The organism is Empedobacter sp. UBA5924, assembly GCF_002431085.1.
GTDB classification, from domain to species: Bacteria; Bacteroidota; Bacteroidia; order Flavobacteriales; family Weeksellaceae; genus Empedobacter; species Empedobacter falsenii_B.
Genome location: NZ_DJDM01000034.1, coordinates 39,675 through 65,006 on the forward strand (window position 1 = coordinate 39,675; position 25,332 = coordinate 65,006).

The window sequence follows — 25,332 nt, forward strand, 5'->3', positions numbered from 1 at the left end:
TGAAAATTATTTTGATAAGCTTAGACTAAATCTTAACCTCAGCCTTACTTTAAACTTTTCCTTTCTGAATAACAGTTACAACATCTGGATCTAATAATGTTGATGTATCGCCAAAATCAGTTTCGTTGCTTGCTATTTTTCTTAAAATACGACGCATAATTTTTCCGCTTCGCGTTTTTGGTAAACCTGAAACAAACTGTATTTTATCTGGCTTTGCAATTGCTCCAATTAATTTAGAAACTCCATTTTTTATTTCTGCTTCAAGTTCTGGTGAACCTTGTACTCCATCTTGCAAAATCACATAAGCATACAATGCATTTCCTTTGATATCATGAGGATAACCAACAACCGCGCTTTCTGCTACAGCTTCGTGTTCATTTATCGCATTTTCTATTGGTGCAGTTCCTAAATTGTGTCCAGAAACAATCACTACATCATCTACACGTCCTGTAATTCGATAATTTTCCATTACATCACGATACGCTCCATCTCCTGTAAAATAATATCCCGGAAATGTTGAAAAATAGGTTTCTACATAGCGTTTATGATTACCATAAATAGTACGAGCCATAGATGGCCAAGGAAATTTAATTGCTAAACGTCCTTCTGCTTTTTCATTTACTGCTTCTACTTCTTTTCCATGTTCATCCATTAAAACTGGCTGAATTCCTGGAAGCGGTAATGTTGCAAACGTTGGACGAAGCGGCGTAATTCCTGCTAATGGCGAAATCAAAATAGATCCCGTTTCTGTTTGCCACCATGTATCTACAATTGGACAATTTCCTTTTCCAATATAATCATTAAACCAGTGCCAAGCTTCCTCGTTAATTGGTTCACCAACTGATCCTAAAACTTTAAGACTTGATAAATCATATTTCTCGACATAATCTAAGGATTCACGAGCTAACGAACGAATTGCTGTTGGAGCTGTATAGAAATGTGTCACTTTTAATTTTTCGACAATTTCCCAAAAACGTCCAAAATCAGGAAAACTTGGAATTCCTTCGAACATTACTGAAGTTGCTCCACAAGCCAAAGGTCCATAAATAATGTAACTATGTCCTGTAATCCAACCGATATCTGCTGTACACCAATAAATATCGTTGTGCTCCATTTGAAAAATATTATCGAACGAATAAGCCGTTTCCACCATATATCCACCACATGTATGCACCATTCCTTTTGGTTTTCCTGTAGAACCAGAAGTATACAAAATAAACAAAGGATCTTCGGCATCCATAATTTCCGCAGGACAATTATCGTCTACCTTATGCATTTCATCAATCCAAAATTTATCACGTCCACCAACCATAGAAGTAGGCTCGATAGCACGTCGATAAACAATACACGACTGAATAGAAGCACAATCTTTTAAGGCTTCATCACAAATTGCTTTTAAGTTAATTGATTTCGTTCCACGAAAAACTTCGTTTGCTGTCACCAAAACCTTACATTGCGCATCGTTGATACGAGAGGCAATTGCAGCAGAAGAAAATCCTGCAAAAACAATAGAATGTACCGCGCCAATACGAGCACAAGCTAACATCGCGATGGCTAATTCTGGAATCATTGGCATATAAATACACACACGATCTCCTTTTTGTACGCCATTATTTTTTAAGACATTCGCAAATTGGCAAACTTTTGAATGCAATTGACGATATGTAATAATTCTAGATTCCTCTAAAGGATTATTTGGTTCCCAAATTAAAGCTGTTTTGTTTCCATTTTTTTCCAAATGACGATCCAAAACATTTTCGGTAATATTTAGTTGTCCACCTTGAAACCATTTAAAATCTGCTTGTTCAAAATTATATTCAAGTGTTTTGTCCCATTTCTTTTGCCAAACGAAGTTTCCAGCAATTTTATCCCAAAATTTTTCAGGCTCCTCGACACTTTTTTTATACGCTTTCTTATATTCAGAAAACGAATTGATTCTAAAATTGTTAATCATTTTAATTTTAATTGTGGTTTTGAATACTAAATATAAAAAAAGCGAATCAATTTATCAAATTAACTCGCTTATATTTTACAAATGAATAAAAACTATTCTATTTTCCTTTATACGGACTTGCATTGTAATATGCTAAAGCAGTTGGTAAGGCTTCCTTTATTTTAGCCATACGCGTCGCATCCGAAGGGTGAGTACTCAAGAATTCTGAAACTCCTGCATTTCCACTTTTCGCCGCCATACGTTCCCAAAAAGGAATTGCTTGAGAAGGATCATAACCCGCCATCGCCATTAAATACAATCCTGTAACATCAGCATCTAATTCCATTTTACGAGAATAGTTTAGTAAACCAACTTGTGCACCTACAGGATATAATTGTTCAAAAACTTTTGCATATTCTGCATTTCCAATGGATCCACCAACTATTTGTCCTAAACCTTGTGCGGCCATTTGCTGAGAAGCTTGCTCCGCACTATGACCAGCCAAAGCGTGACCAATTTCGTGACCTAAAACAACAGCCAATCCCGTTGCATCTTTGGTAACAGGTAAAATACCTGAATAAACCGCAACTTTACCTCCAGGCATACACCATGCATTTACTTCGTTTGCATTTAACAACGTAAATTGCCATTGATAACCTTGTAATTGAGAAGATATTCCCTTTTCTTGATAATATTTTTCAGCGGCATATTTTAAACGTTCCCCTACTGTTTGCACCATTTTAGCATCGGCAGTACCTGTAATTACTTTCCCTTGTTTAAGAACCTGAGAATATTGATTGTAAGCTGTCGGAAATAAATCTGCATTAGAAACTAATGACAACGATTTACGTCCGGTAACAGGGTTTGTAGCACAAGAAGCTAATACTAAAGCTCCTGCTACAGTTAAAATTATTTTCTTCATATTTTTAAGTTTATTTACCAAGTTTCTTTTTGATTTCGTTCAATTTCATCAATGCTTCAACAGGTGTTAACGTATTGATATCTGTGTTCAGAATTTCTTCTCTTATAGAATCTAAAATTGGATCATCTAACTGAAAGAAACTTAATTGCATATTATCTTGCGTTATTTTCTCCGTTTTATTCGAGATTCCTTCATCTGTTTTCGTTGCTTCCAAAATTTTCAACACATCATTTGCTCTGTCCACCACTCGTTTTGGCATCCCAGCCATTTTAGCAACATGTATACCAAAACTGTGCTCACTTCCTCCTGGAACTAATTTTCTCAAAAATAATATTGTATCTTTTGTTTCTTTGATACTAACATTAAAGTTTTTGATACGTTCCATCGATTTTGACATTTCATTCAATTCATGATAATGCGTTGCAAACAATGTTTTTGGTTTCAAGGCACTTTGATGTAAAAATTCTGCAATTGCCCATGCAATCGAAATTCCATCGTAAGTCGAAGTTCCTCGACCAATTTCATCCAATAAAATCAAACTTCGTTCCGAAATGTTATTTAAGATACTTGCTGTCTCATTCATTTCGACCATAAATGTCGATTCACCTGATGAAATATTATCTGAAGCACCAACTCGAGTAAAAACTTTATCAATGATTCCTAAATCTGCAGCTTGAGCTGGAACAAAACTTCCCATTTGCGCCATCAAAACAATCAAAGCAGTTTGACGTAAAAGCGCCGATTTACCAGACATATTTGGTCCAGTAATCATAATAATTTGCTGATGATCCGAATTTAACTCAACATTATTCGACACATATTGTTCACCAATTGGTAATTGTTGCTCAATCACAGCATGACGACCTTCTTTTATATTTAGTTCAAAACCATCATTAAGAGAAGGTTTTGTGTAATTATTTTTCTCTGCTATTTCTGCAAAAGTTGACAAAACATCCAAAAATGCAATTGCTTTTGCCGTTTGTTGAATCGGTAAAAGTTTAGTGATAATTTCTTGTAACAATTCAATAAATAATTGATTTTCTATAGCAAGAATTTTTTCTTCTGCACCAAGAATTTGTGTTTCGTACTCTTTTAATTCTTCGGTAATATAACGCTCTGCATTCACCAAAGTTTGCTTACGAATCCATTCTTCTGGCACTTTATCTTTGTGCGTATTTCGAACTTCAATATAATAACCAAACACATTATTGAATGCAATTTTCAAGGACGAAATTCCAGTTCGTTCTGTTTCGCGTTGACACATTTGATCCAAATAATCTTTTCCAGAAAACTGAATTTTTCGTAATCGATCCAATTCTTCTGAAACACCTTCTCTAATTACATTTCCTTTTACAATTTGATGCGGAGGCTCGTTAGAAAGTGTATCAAAAATCTTTTGTGTTAAATGATCAATTGGTTCGATTCGAGAAAATAAATCTGCAACTTCTTTGATATTCGATTGTTCAGCAACTTCTTTTATTTCTTCCGAAATTTTCAAACTTTGTGCTAATTGTTGCAATTGACGAGGTGTAATTTTACCTGTCGAAACTTTTCCAGCCAAACGTTCTAAATCGGTTAATTGACCTAATTTTTCTCGCAAATCGTAACGTAAATCTCCAAATTTGTAGAAGTATTCGACAATATTTTGACGACGTTGAATTGATTTCAAATCTTTCAACACCATTACCATCCAACGATTCAACAAACGTGCTCCCATCGGAGTTTTGGTATCGTCTAAAACATTTAATAACGTAACACCTTTTGGATGTGGAGAATAAACCAATTCGAGATTGCGAATCGTAAATGGATCCATCCACACAAAACTATCTTGATTAAGACGCTGAATAGATGTTAGATGCTGAATTTCGAAGTGATGTGTGTCATCCAAATAAGCTAAAATTGCACCCGCAGAAATGATTCCATCTTTTAAATCCTCAATTCCAAAACCTTTTAGATTCTTAGTTTTAAAAAGATTGGTTAATTTATCAACTGCAAAATCATATTGAAAAGCCCAATCATCCAACAAAAATTTACTTTTGACATCAGAAAAATTATATTTAACACGTTTTTGGTAAATCACTTCACTTGGTCGAAACGATTGAATAATTTTCGCTACTTGATCTTCTTGTCCTTCCGAAACCAAAAATTCTCCTGTCGAAACATCTAACAACGCAATTCCAAAAGCTTTATCACCTTGATGAACAGCCATCAAAAAGTTATTCGATTTTGACGATAAAACCTCATCTTGCAACGCAACACCAGGCGTTACCAATTCTGTAACACCACGTTTTACGATACCTTTTACCATCTTTGGATCTTCGAGCTGATCACAAATTGCAACGCGTAAACCGGCTTTCACCAATTTCGGTAAATAAGTATTCAAACTATGATGAGGAAACCCTGCCAAAGCACTATTATCAGAACCATTGGCGCGTTTTGTTAAAACTATATCTAAAATGCGAGAAGCTCGCACAGCATCTTCTCCAAATGTTTCGTAAAAATCTCCCACACGGAACAACAACATTGCATCAGGATATTTCGCCTTGATGGTGTTATATTGTTTCATTAGAGGAGTTTCCTTATTCTTTACTACTTTTGTCAAATTATTATAAATTTTGAACAGCTAAGTTAGTTAAAAACGAAGTGATGAGAAAACTAAAATTAGACGAATTAGGTCGCGTTTCTGCGGAAGAATATAAAGCTATTGAAAAACACCCGATTGTTGTGGTGTTGGATAATGTGAGAAGTATGCACAATGTTGGTGCAGTTTTTAGAACTTCGGATGCATTTTTAATTGATAAAATTTATTTGTGTGGAATTACAGCAACTCCACCTCATAAAGAAATTCATAAAACGGCCATTGGTGCAGAAAATTCTGTTGATTGGGAATATGTGAAAGATTCGAATGAATTGGTTGCTAAATTAAAAGAAGATGGTTATCAAATTGTAACGATTGAACAAACGGAAGGTTCTGTTTTGTTAAATGAATTTGAAGTTGACCAATCTCAGAAATATGCAATTGTGATGGGAAATGAGGTTGATGGTGTGCAACAATCAATCATTGATCAATGTGATACGTGTATCGAAATTCCACAATCAGGAACAAAACATTCGCTTAATGTTTCGGTTTGTACAGGAATTATTTTATGGAAATGGTATGAAAGTTTTATGAAATAGCGTTAAGCAAAAATATAAACTCCAACTTTTCATCAAGTTGGAGTTTTTTGTTATTAAAAATTCACCGAAACATTAATCCATTCTGGATCAAAATCTGCGTTATATTTTTTATAGAAATTAATTGCAGGTTCATTCCAATCCAGAACTTGCCAAACCATTCCGTGGTAATTATTCGCTTTTCCATAAACAATTAATTCATCCAATAATAATTTACCAATTCCAGAACCGCGCATTTTTTCGGTTACAATCAAATCCTCCAAATATAATCTGCGTCCTTTCCAAGTCGAATAACGATCGTAATGCAACGCAATTCCTTCCACATTTCCGTCCACTTCTGCAACCAAAGAACCCCAAACTGGTTTATCTCCAAACCCGCATTCTTCCATTTCTTCTAAGGTTACCGTTACTTCGTCTGGTGCTTTTTCGTATAAAGCTAATTCGTGAATTAACTCTAAAATTCGAGGACAATCTTCTTTTCTTGCTTCTCGTATTGTTACATTTTTCATTATTGTGTGATGTTATTTAGTTATTCGTTATTCGAGACTAGAAATTAGTTATCTAGTTTACGAAACGTAGAATTCATTATTTTTTGTCATTCTGAATATAGCTTCAGCGAAATGAAGAATCTATAGATTCCTCCATTCGTCGGAATAACAAATTCGCTAATTTTTGATGAGATACTGAAACGAGTTCAGCATGACAATTTCTCTAAATTCGAGCTTCGTATTTCTAACTTCGTACTTAAATCGTCATTCCAATTTCGATTCCTTTGATACGACGATATAATTCTGTTGCGTAATTATCAGTCATTCCCGAAACATAATCCAAAATTCCCATTACCTTTTGATACTTTGTTCCTTTCTCATATAAAAACTGAGCAGGAACTAAACGCAAGGCTTTTTTCTCAAACGTTTTGCGTTCTTTTTCATCTTTTAAAATTGGAGGAATAAATTGCGAAAGCAATTCTGACATTACATTATAACCTGCATTTTCAATTTCGAGAACAGAACGATGATTATAAATATTTTCAATCGAGAAACGTTGAATTTCGTCTAAAACTCGTTTCGTTACTTGTTCCGTTTCATTTTTAATCACATCTAATAACGCCGTTTTAAATTCTCCTTTTACAATTTGATCAAAATTATTTTGGTAAACTTCAACCGATTTTTGCGTCAATAAATTAATTGATTTTGCACGTAAATAGGCTATTCGATCATTTTTATCTGAAATTGATTTTAATGTATTTTTTGTTTTATCAATTTGAGATGGATCTAAAGATTCAACTAAATTCAAAAATAATTTTCGGCATTTATCATGATCAATAATTCCTAAACGTTGCGAATCTTCGACATCGATAATCGAATAACAAATATCGTCAGCCGCCTCTACCAACCACACAAACGGATGTCGCTTGTAAATAATTGGTGAATCTTGTTCCAAAATCATATTCGTTTTTTCAGCAATTGTTCGGAAAGCTTCCTTTTGCGCCTGAAAAAATCCAAATTTCTTACGATGCAATTGATTTTTATCTTTTGCAACCGATTCACATGGATATTTTGCAATCGCAGCCAATGTTGAATACGTCAAACGTAAACCACCTTCCGATTTTCCGTTTTGTTGTTGTGTTAAAATTCGAATTGCATTTGCGTTTCCTTCAAAATTGATTAAATCAGCCCATTCGGCTTCAGTAAAATATTGTTTCAAATCTGTTTCATGGCGATCAAAATAAGAAGCAATTGCATCTTCGCCCGAATGTCCAAAAGCTGGATTTCCGATATCGTGACACAAACATGCCGCTGAAATAACATCGTGAATACTATATTTATAAAATTCTTGTGATTCTTTTGTTAATTTATAATTTTCGGAAATAAACTTTCCTACCAAATTTCCCATCGAGCGTCCAACAGACGAAACCTCTAACGAATGCGTCAATCGATTGTGGACAAATACACTTCCTGGCAAAGGAAAAACTTGCGTTTTGTTCTGCAAACGACGAAAGGCAGACGAAAAAATAATACGATCATAATCACGCTGATATTCTGATCTCGCATCCGACGTATCGTTTGTATTGCTGCGTTGATTGGTGTAAATATGATTGAGAAGTTCCATAAACTGATTTAGAAAACGAATTTAACGAATAATGTTCAGTCATAAAAAAATCCGAACGGTTTCGTTCGGATTTTTGGGTTTATTCGTGAAATTTTAAAAGATTTTTCATTCTTTCTGTAATATATTCATCTTGAAGAAAATTTGCTTCATTAAAGTTTAAATCAAACTTATATTGAACAGCTAACTCTTTTAGAATTTCAATTTCAGCTTTTATCTCTCCTTCAAACCAGTTGTCCCAAGCAAACAAAATTATTTTTTCATTTTTAGCTAATTTGTAAAAGTCGAAATCAATTGATTTATCAAAAATTTCATCATCATATTCACAAATAATTTTCCATTTATCTTTTACTAATTCATTAATAATTAAATAAAAAATATCAGTTTCAATATTTGTGACAATTTTAAAATTCATTAATCAAAATAGTATTTCTACCAACTACCAGATGCTCCTCCGCCTCCGAAGCTTCCGCCTCCGAAACCACCAAAGCCGCCTCCGCCACCAGATGATCCACCCCAAGAACTACCTCCTGAGCCGAAACCTCCGCCACCGAAAACAGAACTTCCTGTGTTCATAATGATAATATCATCTAACAAACTTCTTCGTCTGCCACCATTTCCTCCATTATTTCCTCCTTTACCTTTCGAAATAATAATAAAGATAAAAATGAAAAATCCTATGGCAAAAATCAATGCAAGCCAATCCATTTCTGGTTCTTGCGATTTTGGTTTGTCTTGCTTATATTTTCCTGCAAAAGCTTGAAAAATAGAATTGACTCCAGCATTTATTCCACCAGCATAATCACCTTGTTTGAAATACGGAATAATAACATTGTCAATAATCGATTTGTTGACACTTGGCGGTAAATAAATTTGAGCTCCATAACCTGTTCTAATCGTAATCTTACGATCTTGTTCACTTAAAACAATTACAACTCCATTATCTTTTCCTTGTGTACCAACTTTCCATTTTTCACCAATATCATTTGCAAACATTTCTAACGGATAACCATCTAGAGACTTCACTGTTAATACCAAAATTTGAGTAGATGTTGAATCATCATAGGCTACTAATTTTCGTTCTAATTCATCCAATTGCATTGCATCAAAAACATGTGCATAATCTTGCACAAGCTTTTTAGGCGGATGTTCCATCTTCACCAATTCATCCGGTGTCTGCCCAAAAACGGTTAAAATTGAAAGAAAAAAAGTTAGAAAAAAGTATTTAACTGTAGCTAATTTCATCTGGTAATTCGTTTGTATCATCCTCTTGATAAGGAAAATATTTTTTAAGTGCTTTGCCTGTTTTTTTTATTCCTTCACAAAGCCCTTTTACATAATGTTCTTTTTTGAAATGCTTGATGACCTCTTCTTTTATATCATCCCAAAAATCATCTGGTGTCACTTGATCAATTCCTTTATCACCAATAATTGTAAAGTTATGATCGGTTGGTGAAACATGAAACAACACACCATTTCTATCTTTGGTTTTGTGCATTTCCAATTGCTCGAAAACTTCTAAAGCTTTGTCAAAATGATTGGGAGAAGATTCGAATTCAATATGAACTCGAATTTCCCCACTTGTATTTTTCTCCGCTTTTTGGATGGCTTCGATTATTTTTTTTTCATCATTAGAGGAAAGAAATTTATGTTTCTTATTTCCCATAATGATTAGAATTCTACTTTAGGAGCATTCTCAGATCCTGCAGCAGCTTTGAAATAACCTTTTTTCGTAGCACCTGTAAAACCAGCGATTAAGCTGTTAGGGAAAGTTACAATCATGTTGTTAAATTTCTCTGCAGCATCGTTGTATTTTTTTCTTTCAAATAAAACTTCTTGTTCGATAGAAGATAATTCTGCTTGTAAAGAAGTAAAGTTTTGATTGAATTTAATATCTGGATATTTTTCAACAGAAACCAATAAGCGGCTTAATGTAGATCCTAATTGATCTTGAGCTTGTTGAAATTTCGCAATATTTGCATCTGTTAATTGACTTGGATCATCAATTTTAATTTGATTAGAAGTCGCTTTTGCACGTGCATCAATCACAGCTGTTAACGTTTCTTTTTCCATATTCGCAGCACCTTTTACCGTGTTCACTAAATTTGGAACTAAATCTGAACGTTTTTGATATGTATTTTCTACATTCGACCATTGTTTTTGCACACCTTGGTCTGTTGTTTTGATCGTATTCGAAACTCCAATTCCCCAGAAAACGATTCCTGCAAGAAGTAAAAGAATCACTCCGCCAATAAGACATCCTTTGTTTTTCATAGTATTTTTAATTTATTATTACGTAAAAATAGTGTTTTTTAAACAATATTTTATCAAAAATAAAACCGAGCTTATTTCTAAACTCGGCTTTAATATTTTTTGGATTTTAAGCGTTTAATTTAATAATGTTTTCGCCCAACTTTCTTCAATCGGTAATAACCAATTTTGCTTAAAATCATTCAAAGAAGAAATTCCATTATTGAAAACTTTTACATTTTTGATTTCTCCTTCTTTTACTTTTTGTTTGAATGTTGGTAATTTTTCGATAAAAACTTCCTGTTCATTTTCATACGAAACTAACATTCTGTTCAATAAATCGAACGAATAATCTGCATCAATTTCGCGTACGATTTTCGTTAATTTATCGATAGAACAACCACTTGCTGTCGCTTGATTTTCGTCTACACCAACTACAATAAATTGATCATAAGGTAAATCAAAATCAGCTAAAAGTTCAGCGCCATGCGCATTCCAATCCGCTATAAAAGTATTTAGTTTAGCTGTAATAGCTTGCTTTTCTTCTGTTGAGAATTTACGATTGGCTTGAAAAATCCAAATTCTTGAATCGTCTGCTAAATTCATTTTCTCTTTGTTTAAAATTTGTGTTTCAAAGATACGGAAATTTTAGATGTTAGATGTTAGATGTTAGAAAGCTAAAATTTTTACATAAAAAAGCCATCTCAAAGAGATGGCTTTTTTATATTATTTTTATAAATTCGATTATAAATCTTTCGCTTCCATAATCAATTCAGCTAAGTCTTTTACCATAACCGTTGATTCTTTTTCGAAGTGTTTTACACCGTCTGTCATCATTGTATTACAAAATGGACAACCTGTTGCGATAATGTGCGGCTCTTTCTCTAAAGCCTCTTCTGTACGTTCTACATTGATGTCTTTGTTTCCTTTTTCTGGTTCTTTGAACATCTGCGCTCCACCAGCACCACAACATAATCCACGTGTTTTGCAACGTTTCATTTCGACTAATTCGGCATCTAATTTTTCGATTAATTCGCGAGGCGCTTCGTACACATCGTTACCGCGACCTAAATAACAAGGATCGTGGAAAGTGATTCGTCTTCCTTTGAACGTTTCAGAACCTTCTAATTTCAATTTACCTTCGTTGATTAACTGCTGTAAATATTGAGAATGATGCAAAACTTCATACTCTCCACCTAAACTTGGATATTCATTTTTCAACGTATTGAAACAATGTGGACAAGTTGTAACGATCTTTTTCACTTCGTAAGCATTCAGAACTTCAATATTCATCATAGCTTGCATTTGGAAAACAAATTCGTTACCAGCACGCTTTGCAGGATCACCTGTACACGATTCTTCTGTTCCTAAAACGGCGAATTCTACGCCAATATTATTTAAAATTTTAACGAATGCTCGTGTTATTTTTTTAGCTCTGTCATCAAAACTTCCGGCGCAACCAACCCAAAACAAAACTTCTGGTTGTTTGCCTTCGGCCATATATTGAGCCATTGTTTTAACTGTAATATTTGACATATTTTTTTGTAGTCTTTGTGTTATTTGAATGGATTTAGTTTAATGTTTTCCATCATCAAAAACTTGAATCGAAACATTTTTTTCAACCAAATCTGTAAATTTACCATTGTATCGTGTCGCTTTTACTAAATGGTTGTCAACCCAATGATAATTTCCTCCACGAGGTTTTCCCATTAAAAGTCCATGGTATTTGAAACCATGTTTTTTCAACCAAATTTCTGTGTACTCACGATGTTCTTCTGTACGTGATGTAAAAAATGTGATAATATGTCCTTCGTCGTACCATTTGTTTAATGTTTCTAAAGCATCTGGATATAATTCTGCTGTTAGCATACGTTCTGGTTCTTCGTTTGGAATATCATCGCAAATTGTTCCATCAATGTCAATTAAATAATTTTTAACATTTTCTGGTAAAATAGGACTTACTCTTTCTCCGTTTTCAATTTTTTCCTCTAAGAAATTTTCCATGTGTGCTGTGTTTGTGTGTTATGTACAAAAATTAATAGTTCTTTGAGAATGAGTAATTGTATTTTACAATTTTAATCGTTTGCCCAATTCAATCTATCCGCATTGTTAAATTGCCAAGGAGCTCCATTGTTTTCGACATTTGTCATCATCATGTTCAACTCGTTTGGTGCAGCAGATTGTTCCATTACCAAATAACGACGTAAATCAACAATAATTGATAACGGATCGATATTTACTGGACAAGCCTGTGTACATGCATTACAAGATGTACATGCCCATAATTCTTCTGGTGAAATGTAATCGTTGACAAGCATTTTACCATCATCCACAAAACTTCCGTTTGCATCGATGTTTTTACTTACTTCTTCTAAACGATCACGAGTATCCATCATAATTTTTCGAGGAGATAATTTTTTCCCTGTCAAATTTGCTGGACATTCAGATGTACAACGCCCACACTCCGTACATGTGTAGGCATTCAATAATTGTACTCTGTTTAAATCAAAAATATCTTTTGCTCCAAATGTTTCTGGCTCTCCCTGTGGTTCGGCAGGTGCTGCGTAAGGATCTGCATTTGGATCCATCATCATTTTTACCTCATCTGTTACAGATTGTAAATTATTGAATTCTCCTTTTGGTTCTAACTTAGAAAACCATGTATTTGGAAAAGCCAAAATGATGTGTAAATGTTTTGAATAATACAAATAATTTAAGAAAAAGAAAATTCCGATGATATGAAACCACCAAGCTGCTCTTTCTATAATTGTAATAAATGTGATGTCGTTGAATTGACTAATAATTGGTGCTGTTAACCAAGAAGAAATTGGAAAAGATCCTGTTTCGATATAATGAGGTGCACCCATTTTTTGTAACACTTGATCTGCACCATTCATTGTAAATAAAGCCAACATAAATGCAACCTCCATAATTAGGATATAATTAGCATCGTCTTTTGCCCAGCCTTTCATTTCTGGTTTCCAAAAACGTCCAACTTTTACAAAGTTTCTTCTACAGAAGAAAATGATACACGAAACCATCACCAAAAAGGCTAAAATCTCGAAAAACCCTATCATTCCGTTATAGAAACCTCCTAAGAAACTTAGAATACGGTGTGTTCCGAATACACCATCGATGATAATTTCTAATACTTCGATATTGATTAAAACAAATCCTACATAAACAAAAACATGTAGAATACCAGCAAGAGGACGAACAGTCATTTTACCTTGTCCTAAAGCCACACGAGCCATCGTTTTCCACCTTTCCGCAGGATGATCGAAACGATCTATTTCTTTCCCTAATTTGATGTTACGTATAAGTTTCTTTACGTTTTGCGCAAAGAACCAAATACTTCCTATCATAATTAGAAGAAAGATTACATTTGGAATGTACTTCATCATTTTTTATTAGTCTTTTTGTGAGTTTTGAGTATTTAAATTTTAGTTTTGATTTTATGGCTGAACTGGTTGCTTTTTACCAAAAACAGAGATGTTCACATAACGACTTGGGTTTTTCTTTAAGTCTGTTACCAATTCATTCATATTTTTGATTGTTGCTTCAAGTTCGTTAGCAAGCGTTTCATCTTTTGCTAATTTTCCTAAAGAACCTTTTCCATTATTCATATCTTCTAACAATGTATTTAAGTTTTTAGACGCATTTTCAAAATTCTTAATCACTTGATCTAATTCTAACGCGTTTAATTTATCCGCAGTTTTTCCAAATTTGTCAACCGTAGCTTTTGCAGAAGCCATTGTAGCACTTGCATTGTTAAGCGTTGTGTTCAATGTCTTTTCGTTTGTTTTGATCAAATTATTTGCACTATTTGATGTTGCAGTCAACGATTGCGCTGTTTTGTCGAACGAATCAATTGTATGATTCAAGTTTCTCAACATTGCTTTAATATCTTGTTGAGTTGACGGATCCAAAACATTGTTTACACTTCCTAATGTTTGATTAAAACTTAATAAAACACTATCTAACTTTGCTTGTGTTGGCGTTAATTGTTTCGTCAAACCATCTAACATTCCGCCTGCAATACGACCTTGTAAATAATCACCATCTTTTGCTACATCTGGTCCATAGTCTAATAAAAGTCTAACTTCTGGTCCAGACATAATTCCTGGTTCGTAAATTTCTGCAATTGTTTTTTTCGAAAATTGAATATCTTTTTCGACAGAAATCACGACTTCAAAATAGATAGGTTTTGCAGTATCTATAATTTTAATTTCTTTCACCTGACCAACTCTCAAACCGTTTACAGAAACAGGTTTAGAAGGAGCTAATCCGCTTACATTTTCGTATTTTACAGTAAACAAACGTCCTGATGAAAAAATATTTTGACCTTTTAAGAAATTGAATAGCATGAAAAAACCTACTAAGGTTAAGATGGTAACAACTCCTATTTTTAATTCTTTAGATAACTTCACTTGTTATGATTTTATGCAAAAATAAAATTTAATTTGTAAAGAAACATTTTATATTACGTTTACATTGGTTCTTCACCATTAAATGTAACGATAAAGGCGTTTCTAAAACCTTTGTCTTGTACTTGTTTCAATGTTTTTTGAGCAGATTCCATTGTTTTATCAGAGCCATAATAATATTTCTGAAGTCCACCTTCTTTTACTCGCAACACATTTGTCAATCCATTAAATTTTTCGTCTTTGTCTTTATATTTTTTATTTGATGTCATAAACTGAACACGATAATTTTTACCACCTTCTAATTTTTTATTCGTTTCAAATTCTACAATTTTTGCACCAGAAAATCCTTTACGTTTTACCGTTTGCAACAAATCATCTGCACGAGATTGTAAATCTGTTTCTCCGTAATAATACACGTAATTATCACCTTCCTGAATTACATCTAAATCTGTTAAACCTCTTAATTGCGGCGAAGTTGAAGAAAATTTCATTTTAGACTCCATTACCCTTACCTTCAATTTTTTTCCTTCTACAGGTTTTTCAACTTTTTTAACTGGTTTAGGTTTTTCGTCCTCGTCCTCTACTCCACTTCTACGATCATATTCTTTTTTGAATTGTTTAAAAGCTTCATAAATTGTAGTCGTCGTTTTATCTTTTCCTTCGTCTGATGCTAAAAATGTTCCTTCATCATAATTCGAAATAAATCCTAACTCTACCAAAACAGAAGGAGAAGCATTTCCTCTCAACACGTGAAAATTTGCTTGTTTAACACCTCTACTTTTTCTGAAATCACGATTTACGAAACCTTTTTCTACCAAATCTGCAAAACGAATAGATTGTTCTTTATAAGCTGCATTCATAATCTCAAAAGCGATAACCGCTTCCGGATCATTTGGATTAAATTTTTCGTAACGTTCTTGATCTTTCTCTAAAAACACAACCGAGTTTTCACGTTTAGAAACTTCATCTGTTTCGTTAGATCGTTTCAATCCCATTACAAATGTTTCTGTTCCTGTTGCGCTTTTGTTATCAGCCGAATTACAGTGAATCGAGACAAATAAATTCGCATGATTATCATTTGAAATTCGTGTACGTTCCCATAATTCTAAAAAAATATCTGTATCACGTGTTAAAACAACTTTAACATCTTTGTGATTTTTCTTAATTAACTCCGCTAATCTTTTCGAAACATCTAACGTGATATTCTTTTCATAATCAGCGACTCCCCTTGCTCCAGCATCATGTCCACCATGACCAGCATCAATAACAATTACAAAATTTTGCTTTTTTTGTGCAAATGAAAATGTAGAAAATACCATCATCATCGCAAAAAATAAATACTTTTGTATGTTAATCATTTTTAAACTCATACTATAGGTTTGTTTTTTTGATTAATTTTGACGCAATTTATAAAAAATAAGTTTTTCAATTTGTTTACAAAGGCAATTAAATCGATTTTATTTTTTAGTCCAGTTATGGTTTGCACCGTTTCTTTTGGACAAGTTAAGCAAAATAATAACGATAAAGATCACTCTAAGATAGTTTCTGATTCTGTAAAATTAGATACTATTATCCCTGTAAAAGAGAAATTAGAGTTTGTGGTAGAGCACAATTCCGAGGACGAAATACATAATCGTAAAAAACGTATGACTTACCTTTTGCGTAAGGCACATGTAGTTTACGGCGATATGACTATTGATGCAGATTATATCGAACTAAATTGGGATACAGGTGATGTATATGCCGAAGGTAAGCGCGATTCTATTGGGAATATTATTGAAAAAACTAAGTTTACACAAGGTCAACAAGAAATTTTGCAAGATGCTTTCAAAGTAAATTTCAAAACGAAAGTTGGAATTGCGTATAACATTCGCATGACGCAAGAAGATGGAATCATCATTGCTGATAAAGCGAAGCGTGTCAATGATTCGGTAATGTTATTAAAACGTGCCGATTTTACAACGGATACATATTTTAAAGAAGGAAAAGATACTCGACCAGATTATTTTCTTCGCGCCAAAGAAGGAAAAATGATTGATAAAAATGGTAAGAAAACATTAATTACCGGACCTATCAATATGTGGATTTATGACGTACCAACACCGCTAGCTTTACCATTTGGTTACATTCCAGCGATGGGTGCAAAACGTGCCGCAGGTATTTTGATGCCTCGCCCAGGTGAACGTACAAATCTTGGTTTCTTTATCGAAGATTTAGGGTTTTATGTTCCATTTGGAGATAATTTTGATTTAAAACTTTCGGGGGATGTTTATACAAAAGGTAGTTGGGCTGCTAGAGCCGAGTCTACCTATAAAAAACGTTATAAATACAATGGACGACTTGCAGCCAATGTAGAAAATCGCTTAACTGGTATCAAAGGTCTTACAGAAGGTTCTAATGCGTTTTCTAAACAAAATATGTTTGGTGTAATGTGGTCGCATAGCCAAGACCCAAAAGCAAATCCATATTGGTTATTCAATGCTAATGTTAACTTTTCGAGTTCGAAATATTACCGTGAATCTGTACGAAATCAATACATCAATACTGGACAAGTTTTTACAAACAACGTTAACTCGTCTATCAACTTAACAAAAAACTTTGAGAATGCACCTCTAACAGCTCAATTGAGTATGTCTCACTCTCAAAACTATAATACTGGAGATATTAACATTGCATTTCCTCGTTTCAATTTGACAATGTCTCGTATTTTCCCTTTTGCAAAGAAAAATATGCCAAAAGAAGGTTTAATTCAAAATCTTGGTTTAACATATAGTATGCAAGCCGGAAATGAAGTTAACACCAACGACAAAGATATTTTTACAGATAAAATGTGGAAAGATCAAATGCGAATGGGTGCGAATCACAAAATTGGTTTGCAAACAGGTATTACACTTGCTAATTATTTCCCATTAACACTTTCTTCTGACTATAATGAAGTTTGGGGTGATAATCGTTTGATTAAAAATTACAATTCTGTTAACGGAAAAGTAGAAGATACAACATTGAAAGGATTCAATTCTTATCGAACATTTAATTTCAATGCTTCTGTTTCAACAAATATTTATGGATTATATCTTAATCCAAATAAAGATGCTAAGATTTTAGGAATTCAGCACGTAATTACACCATCTATTGGTTATAGTTATACGCCAGATTTCCAAAGTCAATCTTGGGGATATTACAAACCTTATCAAAACCAAAATCAAGAAGAAGTTTGGTACAACCAATATCAAAACATGTTATATGGTGTATCAATTCCTGGTTTAACAAATTCATTAAACTTTGGACTTTCGAATAACTTGGAGATGAAAATTAAGGATGCTAACGATCCGAAAGGTTTCAAAAAAGTAAAGATTTTTGAATATTTACGTTTGAGTTCATCTTATAATTTCTCTGCGGACGAATTTAAACTTTCTCCAATTAGTATTAATGGAATGACATCTTTGTTTGATAGAAAAGTTAATGTGCAATTCTCGTCAACTGTTAATCCATATAAAATTCAACGTTACATTAATGCTGAAGGAAATGAAGTTGCTCAATACATTGATGAACTTGGCTTAGGAAATCTTCGTATTTCTAATATGACATTAGGAACTGGTTATACTTTTGACAATAGTACATTTGGTGGAAAACGTTTCGATGCCAAGAACTATAAAAAGCGAGGAACAGTTCGTGACGAAAATTTCTATTACGACAGCGATAATTATGCTCAATTTGCTATTCCTTGGAGTTTAACAGCTAATTTAAGTTATAATTATAGCAAAGGAACAGAACGAAAAGGAAGTAGCACAGGTTCTATTGCAATGAATGGTAAAATTTCACCAACACCATATTGGGCAATTTCGGCAAATGCAACTTACGATTTTATCAAAAGTGAAATTACCTATGTACGTTTTGGTTTTGAAAGAGATTTACGAAGCTTTACCTTATCGTTCAACTGGACGCCAATGGGAACATATAAAAGTTATGATTTCTTTATCGGAATCAAAGCATCAATCTTACAAGATTTAAAATACAACGACAGATCAAGACTTAATTACTAAAAAAAATATTAATATGAAAAAACAAATCGTTCATACAGAAAAAGCACCACAAGCAATTGGACCTTATTCACAAGGTGTAAAATACAACGGATTTATTTACACATCAGGACAAATTCCTTTTAATGTAGAAAAAAATGAGTTGGTTACAACAGGTATTCAAGATGAAGTTCATCAAGTAATGAAAAATGTAATTGCAATTTTAGAAGCGGGTGGAACAACAATTGACCAAGTTGTAAAAACAACAATTTTCGTTAAGGATTTGAATGATTTCAATGCTGTCAACGAAGTTTATGCTTCTTTTTTTAATGACGAAAATTATCCTGCACGCGAATGTGTAGAAGTTGCTCGTTTACCACGCGACGTAAATGTTGAAATTTCTGTAATCGCTATTGCAGACTAATAAAATATTATGCTAAAAGACAAAACTGTATTAAGAAACACAATTGCTGTAGTGGTAGGATTAGCTGTAATCTTTGCCATTATACAATTTGGTCTTATATACAACGCGGATAGATTAGGATGGGACGACAAAGTTTTTCCGGAATGGAGACACATCATCAAATACTTTTCGCACCAAGAAGGAAAAAAATTCGAAGTTCAATTTTTTGGATCAATGCTCGCAATTAGCGGAATTGCAGCTTTAGTTGGAGGTGTTGTAACTGCACTTATCGTAAGAAGAGCCAAACAAGCTTACACAATGTTTGTAGGTTTTATTGTCCTAATCGTTGCATTAGGCGACGTTCTTATCACGCCAAATCACCCAACTTGGTACGAAATTGCGATCTGTCCAGTTTTATTCTTTTCATCATGGATTGGAGGTTTAATTGTAGATTTAATTTACAAGAAATTTTTCAAAAAATACAAACCATCCAGCCAATCATATTAAACTAACATTATGTCTGAAAAAGATAGAAAAATTAGAGTTGCCATTTCGATTGGTGATTATAACGGAATCGGAATTGAAGTCATTTTAAAAACCTTACAAGAAAAAGAAATAACAGAATTTTTTACGCCTGTTATTTTCGGTTCTACCAAATTATTATCGTATCAAAAAGATCGTTTAAAATTTGACCGAATCAATTTTCAAGGTATTCAAGATGCGAATCAAATTGTAGACGGAAAAATCAATGTGGTTAATCTTTGGAAAGATCAAATTGATGTACATTATGGTAAAGTAACCAAAGAAGCTGGTGAACACGCTTATCAATCGTTAAAAGCGGCTGCAAAATCTGTTTCAGATGGTTTTACAGATGTTTTGGTAACGGCTCCAATTAATAAAGATAATATTCAGTCCGAAGAATTTCATTTCCCTGGTCATACCGAATATTTAGGAGAAGTTTGGGGAGGAAAACCTTTGATGTTCTTAGTTTCGGAGAAATTGAGAGTAGGTTTAGTGACTCAACATATTCCGATTAGCGAAGTTGCAAAACAAATTAATCCAAAATCTGTTTATGCAAAAATTCAACAAATTCATAAAAGTTTGATTGAAGATTACGCCATCGAAAAACCAAAAATTGCAGTTCTTGGACTTAATCCTCATGCAGGCGATAATGGTTTATTAGGATCAGAAGAAAAAGAAATTATTTCGCCAGTTATCGAGCGTTGCATTAACGAAAATCAATTAGTTTTTGGACCTTATTCGGCAGATAGTTTTTTCAATCCAAATAATTTAGACGCTTTTGATGCGGTTTTAGCCATGTATCACGATCAAGGATTGGTTGCTTTCAAAACAATTAGTTTTGATGAAGGAGTTAATTATACAGCTGGATTAAAATTTGTACGAACTTCGCCAGATCATGGTGTGGCTTACGACATCGCAGGAAAAGGAATTGCAAACGAAGAATCATTTAAGGAAGCTATTTTTTCAGCGATCGAATTATATAAAAATCGAAACGAATACCAAGAGCTAACAAAAAATGTATTGCAACATATTCCTCTAAAATTAGAAAAAGGCGATAATAAAGAATAAAAAATTAAAATAAGTTGCAAAGAGCTATTAATTTTAAATAAATTAGATTATCTTTGCACACCTTTTTGTGGTATGGACAAGTTAAAAAATTATAATATTGTATTTACAAGCTTGCCTTTTGGTAAGAGTGATTTTACATTCGAATTATCACAATCGTTCTTTGATTTATTTGAAATTGAGCAGGATTTTGACAATCCTAATTTAATTGCAACAATTATTTTAGACAAAAAATCGACAATGCTTGAGTTAGAAATCAGCTTAAAAGGGGACATTACGGTTCCTTGTGATTTGACTGGAGAATTGTTTCAGCAAGAAATTTCAAATAATGCAGAATTAATTGTTAAATTTGGAAACGAGTTTGACGATACTGATTTTGAAATGTGGGTAATTCCAAGAGAGGAATACCAAATCAACGTTGCGCAAGTTCTTTATGAATTGGCAATGTTATCAGTACCAACAAAACGAATTCATCCCGATGTCTTGAATGGCAAAAGCGATTCTGAAATGATTGAATTGTTAGACCAATACAGCATTTACGAATTAGACGAAGATGAAGAATACGAGCATTACGATGAAGACAACAACAATGATGACGATGACGATAATAACGACATTGATCCTCGTTGGGCAAAATTGAAAGATTTGAAACCTTAATTGGTTTTTATTATTAAAATAAATTATAGAAATAAAGAAAAAAAAGTAGTTAGATATGGCACATCCTAAGAGAAGACAGTCGTCAACAAGAAGAGATAAACGTAGAACACACTACAAAATCGAAGCTCCACAATTAGCAATCGATAAAACAACAGGTGAAGCACATTTATATCACAGAGCTCACTGGTCTGACGGAAAATTATACTACAAAGGTAAAGTAGTATTAGAGAAAGTACAAGAAGTTACTGAATAATATAATCTTCGAAAGATTTTGAAGCTGTTTCTAAAAAGAAACAGCTTTTTTTATTTTTTTTTCAATACCTTTGAAATCGTTTTATAAAAAACAAACATAAAAGGTCAAATAAAAAACCGCATTATATGGACATTAAAGACATTCAAAATTTAATTAGATTCGTATCAAAAGCAGAAGTTGCTGAAGTAAGCATCAAACAAGATGACATCGAAATCAAAATCAAAACTTTAGCAAGCGTACCTGCACAAGTTGCATCTCAACAAATTTATGTACCACAAGCTCCTGTAGCTCCAATTGCCGCTCCTCAAGCGTCAGCAGCTGCACCAGCAAATAACTCTACAACATCAACAGAAGAAGAAAATAGTAATTTAATTACAGTTAAATCTCCTATGATTGGTACTTTCTACCGTGCTGCAGGACCAGGTAAAGAACCTTTTATTAATGTAGGTGATGCTATTGCTCCAGGTAAAGTTTTATGTATTGTTGAAGCAATGAAGCTATTCAACGAAATCGAATCAGAAGTTTCTGGAAAAATTGTAAAAATCTTAGTGGACGACGCTAGTCCAGTTGAGTACGATCAACCATTATTCTTAGTTGATCCAGCTTAATCAATTACATCTAAAAAATTATGTTTAAAAAGATATTAATCGCTAATAGAGGTGAAATTGCAATGCGTATTATACGTACTGCAAAAGAAATGGGAATCAAAACGGTTGCCGTTTACTCTAAAGCAGACGAGACTTCATTACACGTACGTTTCGCTGACGAAGCTGTGTGTATTGGTCCTGCTCCAAGTAAAGATTCGTACCTAAAAATGGCTAACATCATCGCGGCTGCAGAAATTACTGACGCGGATGCTATTCACCCAGGTTACGGGTTTTTATCTGAAAACTCAACTTTTTCTAAAATCTGTGCTTCTAACGGAATCAAATTCATCGGTGCTTCTGCAGAAAATATCGAGCGTATGGGAGATAAAGCCAATGCGAAAGCTACTATGAAAGAAGCTGGTGTTCCTGTAGTACCAGGTTCTGATGGTTTATTAGAAAGCTATGAGCAAGCCTTAGAAGTTGCGCGCGAAATTAAATACCCAGTTATGATGAAAGCTACTGCCGGTGGTGGTGGTAAAGGTATGCGTGCAATTTGGAAAGAAGAAGATTTATTACACGCATGGGAATCTGCTCGTACAGAAGCTGCTGCAGCTTTTGGTAACGACGGAATGTATATGGAAAAATTAATCGAAGAACCACGTCATATCGAGATTCAAGTTGCAAGTGACCAAAACGGTAAAGCTTGTCACTTATCAGAACGTGACTGTTCTATTCAACGTCGTAATCAAAAATTAGCAGAAGAAACCCCTTCTCCAATCATGACAGACGAATTACGTCAACGTATGGGAGATGCAGCAGTTAAAGCTTGTGAATATATAGGTTATGAAGGTGTTGGCACAATTGAATTCTTAGTTGACAAACACGGAGATTTCTACTTTATGGAAATGAATACTCGTATCCAAGTAGAGCATCCAATTACTGAGCAAGTAACAGGTTTCGATTTAATTCGTGAACAAATTATGTTAGCGGATGGTGAGCCAATCTCTGGTCAAAACTATTATCCAAACGGACATTCTATCGAGTGTCGTATCAATGCAGAAGATCCTTATAACGACTTCCGCCCTTCTCCAGGGAAAATTACAAATATTAATATTCCTGGTGGTAACGGTGTTCGTGTTGATACACACGTTTATGCTGGATATACAATTCCACCAAATTACGATTCTATGATTGCAAAAATCATTGTTACTGCACAAACGCGTGAAGAAGCAATAGCAAAAATGAAACGTGCGTTAGGGGAATTTTATATCGAAGGTATCAAAACAACGATTCCTTTCCACTTACAGTTGATGGATAATCCAGATTTTATCGCGGGTAATTACACAACTAAATTTATGGAGGATTTTGTTTTTGACGAATCTTACGCAAATTACGGAGAATTATAAGAAATTAAATTTTCGAAATATTGAAAATCCAGAACGTATATTCTGGATTTTTTTATGTCATTGTGTCAGCAAAAATCAAATGGCTTAATTGTTGAAAATATCACCTCAGAAAAGTAGTAAATAATCAATTCAATCATTCCATCTAAAATCAAAATATCAAGTATTTGATAAGATTCCATCCGAATTGTTAATTTATAGTGAATGAATTGATTGTAATATTACTTTTTACTATTAAAAATCATTAATAATTTATACATTTGCACTCCAAATTTAAGGTAGATGAATATTACTAAAAATACAACAGACAAATTAAACGCAGTATTAACTGTAACTGTTGATAAGGCAGATTATCAAGAAAAAGTAGTTGATGTATTAAACCAATACAGAAAAACAGCTAACATCAAAGGTTTCCGTAAAGGACAAGTTCCTATGAGCTTTGTAAAAAAACAATACGAACAAGCTGTTGTTTTTGATACAGTTAACGAAATTTTACAAAAAAGTGTATCTGAATACATCAACACAGAAAAATTATCAATCTTAGGAAATCCAGTTCCAGTAATGAAAGATGTTGATTGGGATGCTGATCAATTATCATTTGATTTCGAATTAGGATTAGCTCCAGAATTTGATGTTGATTTATCTAAAGTAGAAGTTGACAGCTACAAAGTAAAAGTTGCTGACGACGAAATCCAAAAATATGTAGATAATTTCGCTGCTCGTTTTGGATCATTAAAATCTTTAACTGAAGCTGAAGCTGAAGCTGTATTGAAAGTAGAAGCTGCTGTAGAAGGACAAGAAGCTAAACCAACATTTATCCGTTTAGAAGAATTGAAAGATGCTTCTGCATTTATCGGTAAAAAAGCTGGTGATGTTGTAGAAGTAAATTCTAACGATATTTTTGACACTGCTGAAGAAGCTGCACAACAATTGAACACAGAAGTTTCTGAAGAAGGAACTAACGTTACGTATACAATCAAAGAAATTAACAAAGCTGAAAAAGCTGAAGTTAATCAAGAATTATTTGATAAAGTTTATGGAGAAGGAGCTGTAGATTCAGAAGAAGCTTTCCGTAACAAAATCAAAGAAGAGTCAGAAAACATGTACAACAAAGAATCTGACAAACAAATTATCAATGATGTTGTAGCTAAATTATTAGATACAGTTCAATTTGATTTACCAACAGAATTTTTAACAAAATGGTTAATCACTTCTAACGAAAATGTAACTTCTGAAGAGCAAGCGAAAGAAGAATTGGTAAAAATGGACAAAGGTTTACGTTACCAATTAATCGAAGCTAAAATTGCTGAAGTTAACAATGTAGAAGTAAATGCTGAGGAAGTAAAAGAAGCTGCTTTTGCTGCAATCAAAGATCAATTAAAAATGTACGGTCAAACTTCTATTCCAGAAGAAACATTACAACAAATTGCAATGTCTGCTTTACAGAATCAAGAAGAATACAACCGTTTATCATACCAAGTGTTTACAGACAAAATGTTAGACATCTTCAAAAACAATGTAAAATTGAACGAGAAAGAAGTAACATTTGACGAGTTTGTTGACATTATTACAGAAAAAAATAAAGAATTAGCAGAAGCTTAATCACTT

Annotated in this window: 25 protein-coding genes; 10 read left to right on the forward strand and 15 right to left on the reverse strand. The window is 33.4% G+C overall.

Annotation, left to right across the window (positions count from 1 at the left end):
- Positions 1-49: 49 nt before the first annotated feature.
- The 3 genes from acs to mutS all read right to left on the reverse strand — a co-directional run bounded on the left by acs (position 50) and on the right by mutS (position 5,421).
- Positions 50-1,954, reverse strand: coding sequence for an acetate--CoA ligase (acs, locus tag B3792_RS09595; protein ID WP_286494673.1), 1,905 nt, complete (start codon positions 1,952-1,954; stop codon positions 50-52).
- A 97-nt stretch (positions 1,955-2,051) separates the two neighbouring features.
- Positions 2,052-2,855: a M48 family metallopeptidase gene (locus tag B3792_RS09600; RefSeq protein ID WP_221854344.1), complete on the reverse strand. Its 804-nt coding sequence runs from the start codon at positions 2,853-2,855 to the stop codon at positions 2,052-2,054.
- 10 nt (positions 2,856-2,865) lie between these two features.
- A complete protein-coding gene (mutS, locus tag B3792_RS09605; RefSeq protein WP_286494675.1) occupies positions 2,866-5,421 on the reverse strand; it encodes a DNA mismatch repair protein MutS in 2,556 nt (851 codons plus the stop codon).
- An 80-nt stretch (positions 5,422-5,501) separates the two neighbouring features.
- Between mutS and B3792_RS09610 the strand changes: the two genes are divergently transcribed.
- Positions 5,502-6,032, forward strand: coding sequence for an RNA methyltransferase (locus B3792_RS09610; protein WP_125348748.1), 531 nt, complete (start codon positions 5,502-5,504; stop codon positions 6,030-6,032).
- Between the two features lie 53 nt (positions 6,033-6,085).
- Here the strand turns inward: B3792_RS09610 and B3792_RS09615 are convergent, their stop codons facing one another.
- From B3792_RS09615 to B3792_RS09670, 12 genes are all read right to left on the reverse strand, one after another.
- Positions 6,086-6,538: a GNAT family N-acetyltransferase gene (locus tag B3792_RS09615; protein ID WP_115001464.1), complete on the reverse strand. Its 453-nt coding sequence runs from the start codon at positions 6,536-6,538 to the stop codon at positions 6,086-6,088.
- A 235-nt stretch (positions 6,539-6,773) separates the two neighbouring features.
- Positions 6,774-8,141, reverse strand: a complete 1,368-nt coding sequence (locus B3792_RS09620) for a deoxyguanosinetriphosphate triphosphohydrolase (RefSeq protein WP_286494676.1) — start codon at positions 8,139-8,141, stop codon at positions 6,774-6,776.
- Between the two features lie 79 nt (positions 8,142-8,220).
- Complete coding sequence (locus B3792_RS09625) at positions 8,221-8,553, reverse strand: hypothetical protein (protein WP_221854340.1); 333 nt, start codon at positions 8,551-8,553, stop codon at positions 8,221-8,223.
- 17 nt (positions 8,554-8,570) lie between these two features.
- A complete protein-coding gene (locus tag B3792_RS09630; protein WP_280036030.1) occupies positions 8,571-9,383 on the reverse strand; it encodes a TPM domain-containing protein in 813 nt (270 codons plus the stop codon).
- Positions 9,364-9,804 carry a TPM domain-containing protein gene (locus tag B3792_RS09635; protein WP_291066886.1) on the reverse strand — a complete coding sequence of 147 codons (441 nt, stop codon included), beginning with the start codon at positions 9,802-9,804 and terminating at the stop codon, positions 9,364-9,366. Before B3792_RS09635 ends, B3792_RS09630 begins: the two co-directional genes overlap by 20 nt.
- Positions 9,805-9,809: 5 nt before the next feature.
- A complete protein-coding gene (locus B3792_RS09640) occupies positions 9,810-10,412 on the reverse strand; it encodes a LemA family protein (protein WP_180904995.1) in 603 nt (200 codons plus the stop codon).
- A gap of 114 nt (positions 10,413-10,526) precedes the next feature.
- On the reverse strand, positions 10,527-10,994 hold the full coding sequence (locus B3792_RS09645) for an ABC transporter ATPase (protein WP_125348739.1): 468 nt from the start codon (positions 10,992-10,994) through the stop codon (positions 10,527-10,529).
- A 138-nt stretch (positions 10,995-11,132) separates the two neighbouring features.
- Positions 11,133-11,924, reverse strand: coding sequence for a (Fe-S)-binding protein (locus tag B3792_RS09650; RefSeq protein ID WP_038332021.1), 792 nt, complete (start codon positions 11,922-11,924; stop codon positions 11,133-11,135).
- Positions 11,925-11,963: 39 nt separating this feature from the next.
- The gene (locus B3792_RS09655) at positions 11,964-12,392 is read right to left on the reverse strand and encodes an LNS2 domain-containing protein (protein ID WP_125348737.1); all 429 of its coding nucleotides are present in this window, start codon (positions 12,390-12,392) and stop codon (positions 11,964-11,966) included.
- A 71-nt stretch (positions 12,393-12,463) separates the two neighbouring features.
- Entirely contained in the window at positions 12,464-13,789 is a 1,326-nt protein-coding gene (locus B3792_RS09660; protein WP_185144083.1) for a (Fe-S)-binding protein, read from the reverse strand.
- Between the two features lie 54 nt (positions 13,790-13,843).
- Positions 13,844-14,818, reverse strand: a complete 975-nt coding sequence (locus B3792_RS09665; protein ID WP_038332017.1) for an MlaD family protein — start codon at positions 14,816-14,818, stop codon at positions 13,844-13,846.
- 59 nt (positions 14,819-14,877) lie between these two features.
- Positions 14,878-16,173 (reverse strand): N-acetylmuramoyl-L-alanine amidase family protein, encoded by a 1,296-nt coding sequence (locus B3792_RS09670; RefSeq protein ID WP_257467976.1) that lies wholly within the window; start codon positions 16,171-16,173, stop codon positions 14,878-14,880.
- Positions 16,174-16,245: 72 nt separating this feature from the next.
- On the opposite strand from B3792_RS09670, the gene B3792_RS09675 reads away from it, so the two are divergent.
- The 9 genes from B3792_RS09675 to B3792_RS09715 all read left to right on the forward strand — a co-directional run bounded on the left by B3792_RS09675 (position 16,246) and on the right by B3792_RS09715 (position 25,326).
- Entirely contained in the window at positions 16,246-18,858 is a 2,613-nt protein-coding gene (locus tag B3792_RS09675; RefSeq protein ID WP_115002116.1) for a putative LPS assembly protein LptD, read from the forward strand.
- A gap of 13 nt (positions 18,859-18,871) precedes the next feature.
- On the forward strand, positions 18,872-19,258 hold the full coding sequence (locus B3792_RS09680) for a RidA family protein (RefSeq protein WP_291069485.1): 387 nt from the start codon (positions 18,872-18,874) through the stop codon (positions 19,256-19,258).
- 9 nt (positions 19,259-19,267) lie between these two features.
- Complete coding sequence (locus B3792_RS09685) at positions 19,268-19,744, forward strand: hypothetical protein (protein WP_291069487.1); 477 nt, start codon at positions 19,268-19,270, stop codon at positions 19,742-19,744.
- 9 nt (positions 19,745-19,753) lie between these two features.
- Positions 19,754-20,827, forward strand: a complete 1,074-nt coding sequence (gene pdxA / locus B3792_RS09690) for a 4-hydroxythreonine-4-phosphate dehydrogenase PdxA (protein ID WP_291069489.1) — start codon at positions 19,754-19,756, stop codon at positions 20,825-20,827.
- A gap of 72 nt (positions 20,828-20,899) precedes the next feature.
- Complete coding sequence (locus B3792_RS09695) at positions 20,900-21,481, forward strand: YceD family protein (RefSeq protein WP_125348725.1); 582 nt, start codon at positions 20,900-20,902, stop codon at positions 21,479-21,481.
- Between the two features lie 55 nt (positions 21,482-21,536).
- Positions 21,537-21,734 carry a 50S ribosomal protein L32 gene (rpmF, locus tag B3792_RS09700; protein WP_019975824.1) on the forward strand — a complete coding sequence of 66 codons (198 nt, stop codon included), beginning with the start codon at positions 21,537-21,539 and terminating at the stop codon, positions 21,732-21,734.
- Between the two features lie 125 nt (positions 21,735-21,859).
- Entirely contained in the window at positions 21,860-22,342 is a 483-nt protein-coding gene (gene accB, locus B3792_RS09705; protein ID WP_125348723.1) for an acetyl-CoA carboxylase biotin carboxyl carrier protein, read from the forward strand.
- 20 nt (positions 22,343-22,362) lie between these two features.
- Positions 22,363-23,727 (forward strand): acetyl-CoA carboxylase biotin carboxylase subunit, encoded by a 1,365-nt coding sequence (gene accC / locus B3792_RS09710; RefSeq protein ID WP_221854334.1) that lies wholly within the window; start codon positions 22,363-22,365, stop codon positions 23,725-23,727.
- A 279-nt stretch (positions 23,728-24,006) separates the two neighbouring features.
- The gene (locus B3792_RS09715) at positions 24,007-25,326 is read left to right on the forward strand and encodes a trigger factor (protein WP_180905001.1); all 1,320 of its coding nucleotides are present in this window, start codon (positions 24,007-24,009) and stop codon (positions 25,324-25,326) included.
- The last annotated feature ends 6 nt before the right edge of the window (positions 25,327-25,332 follow it).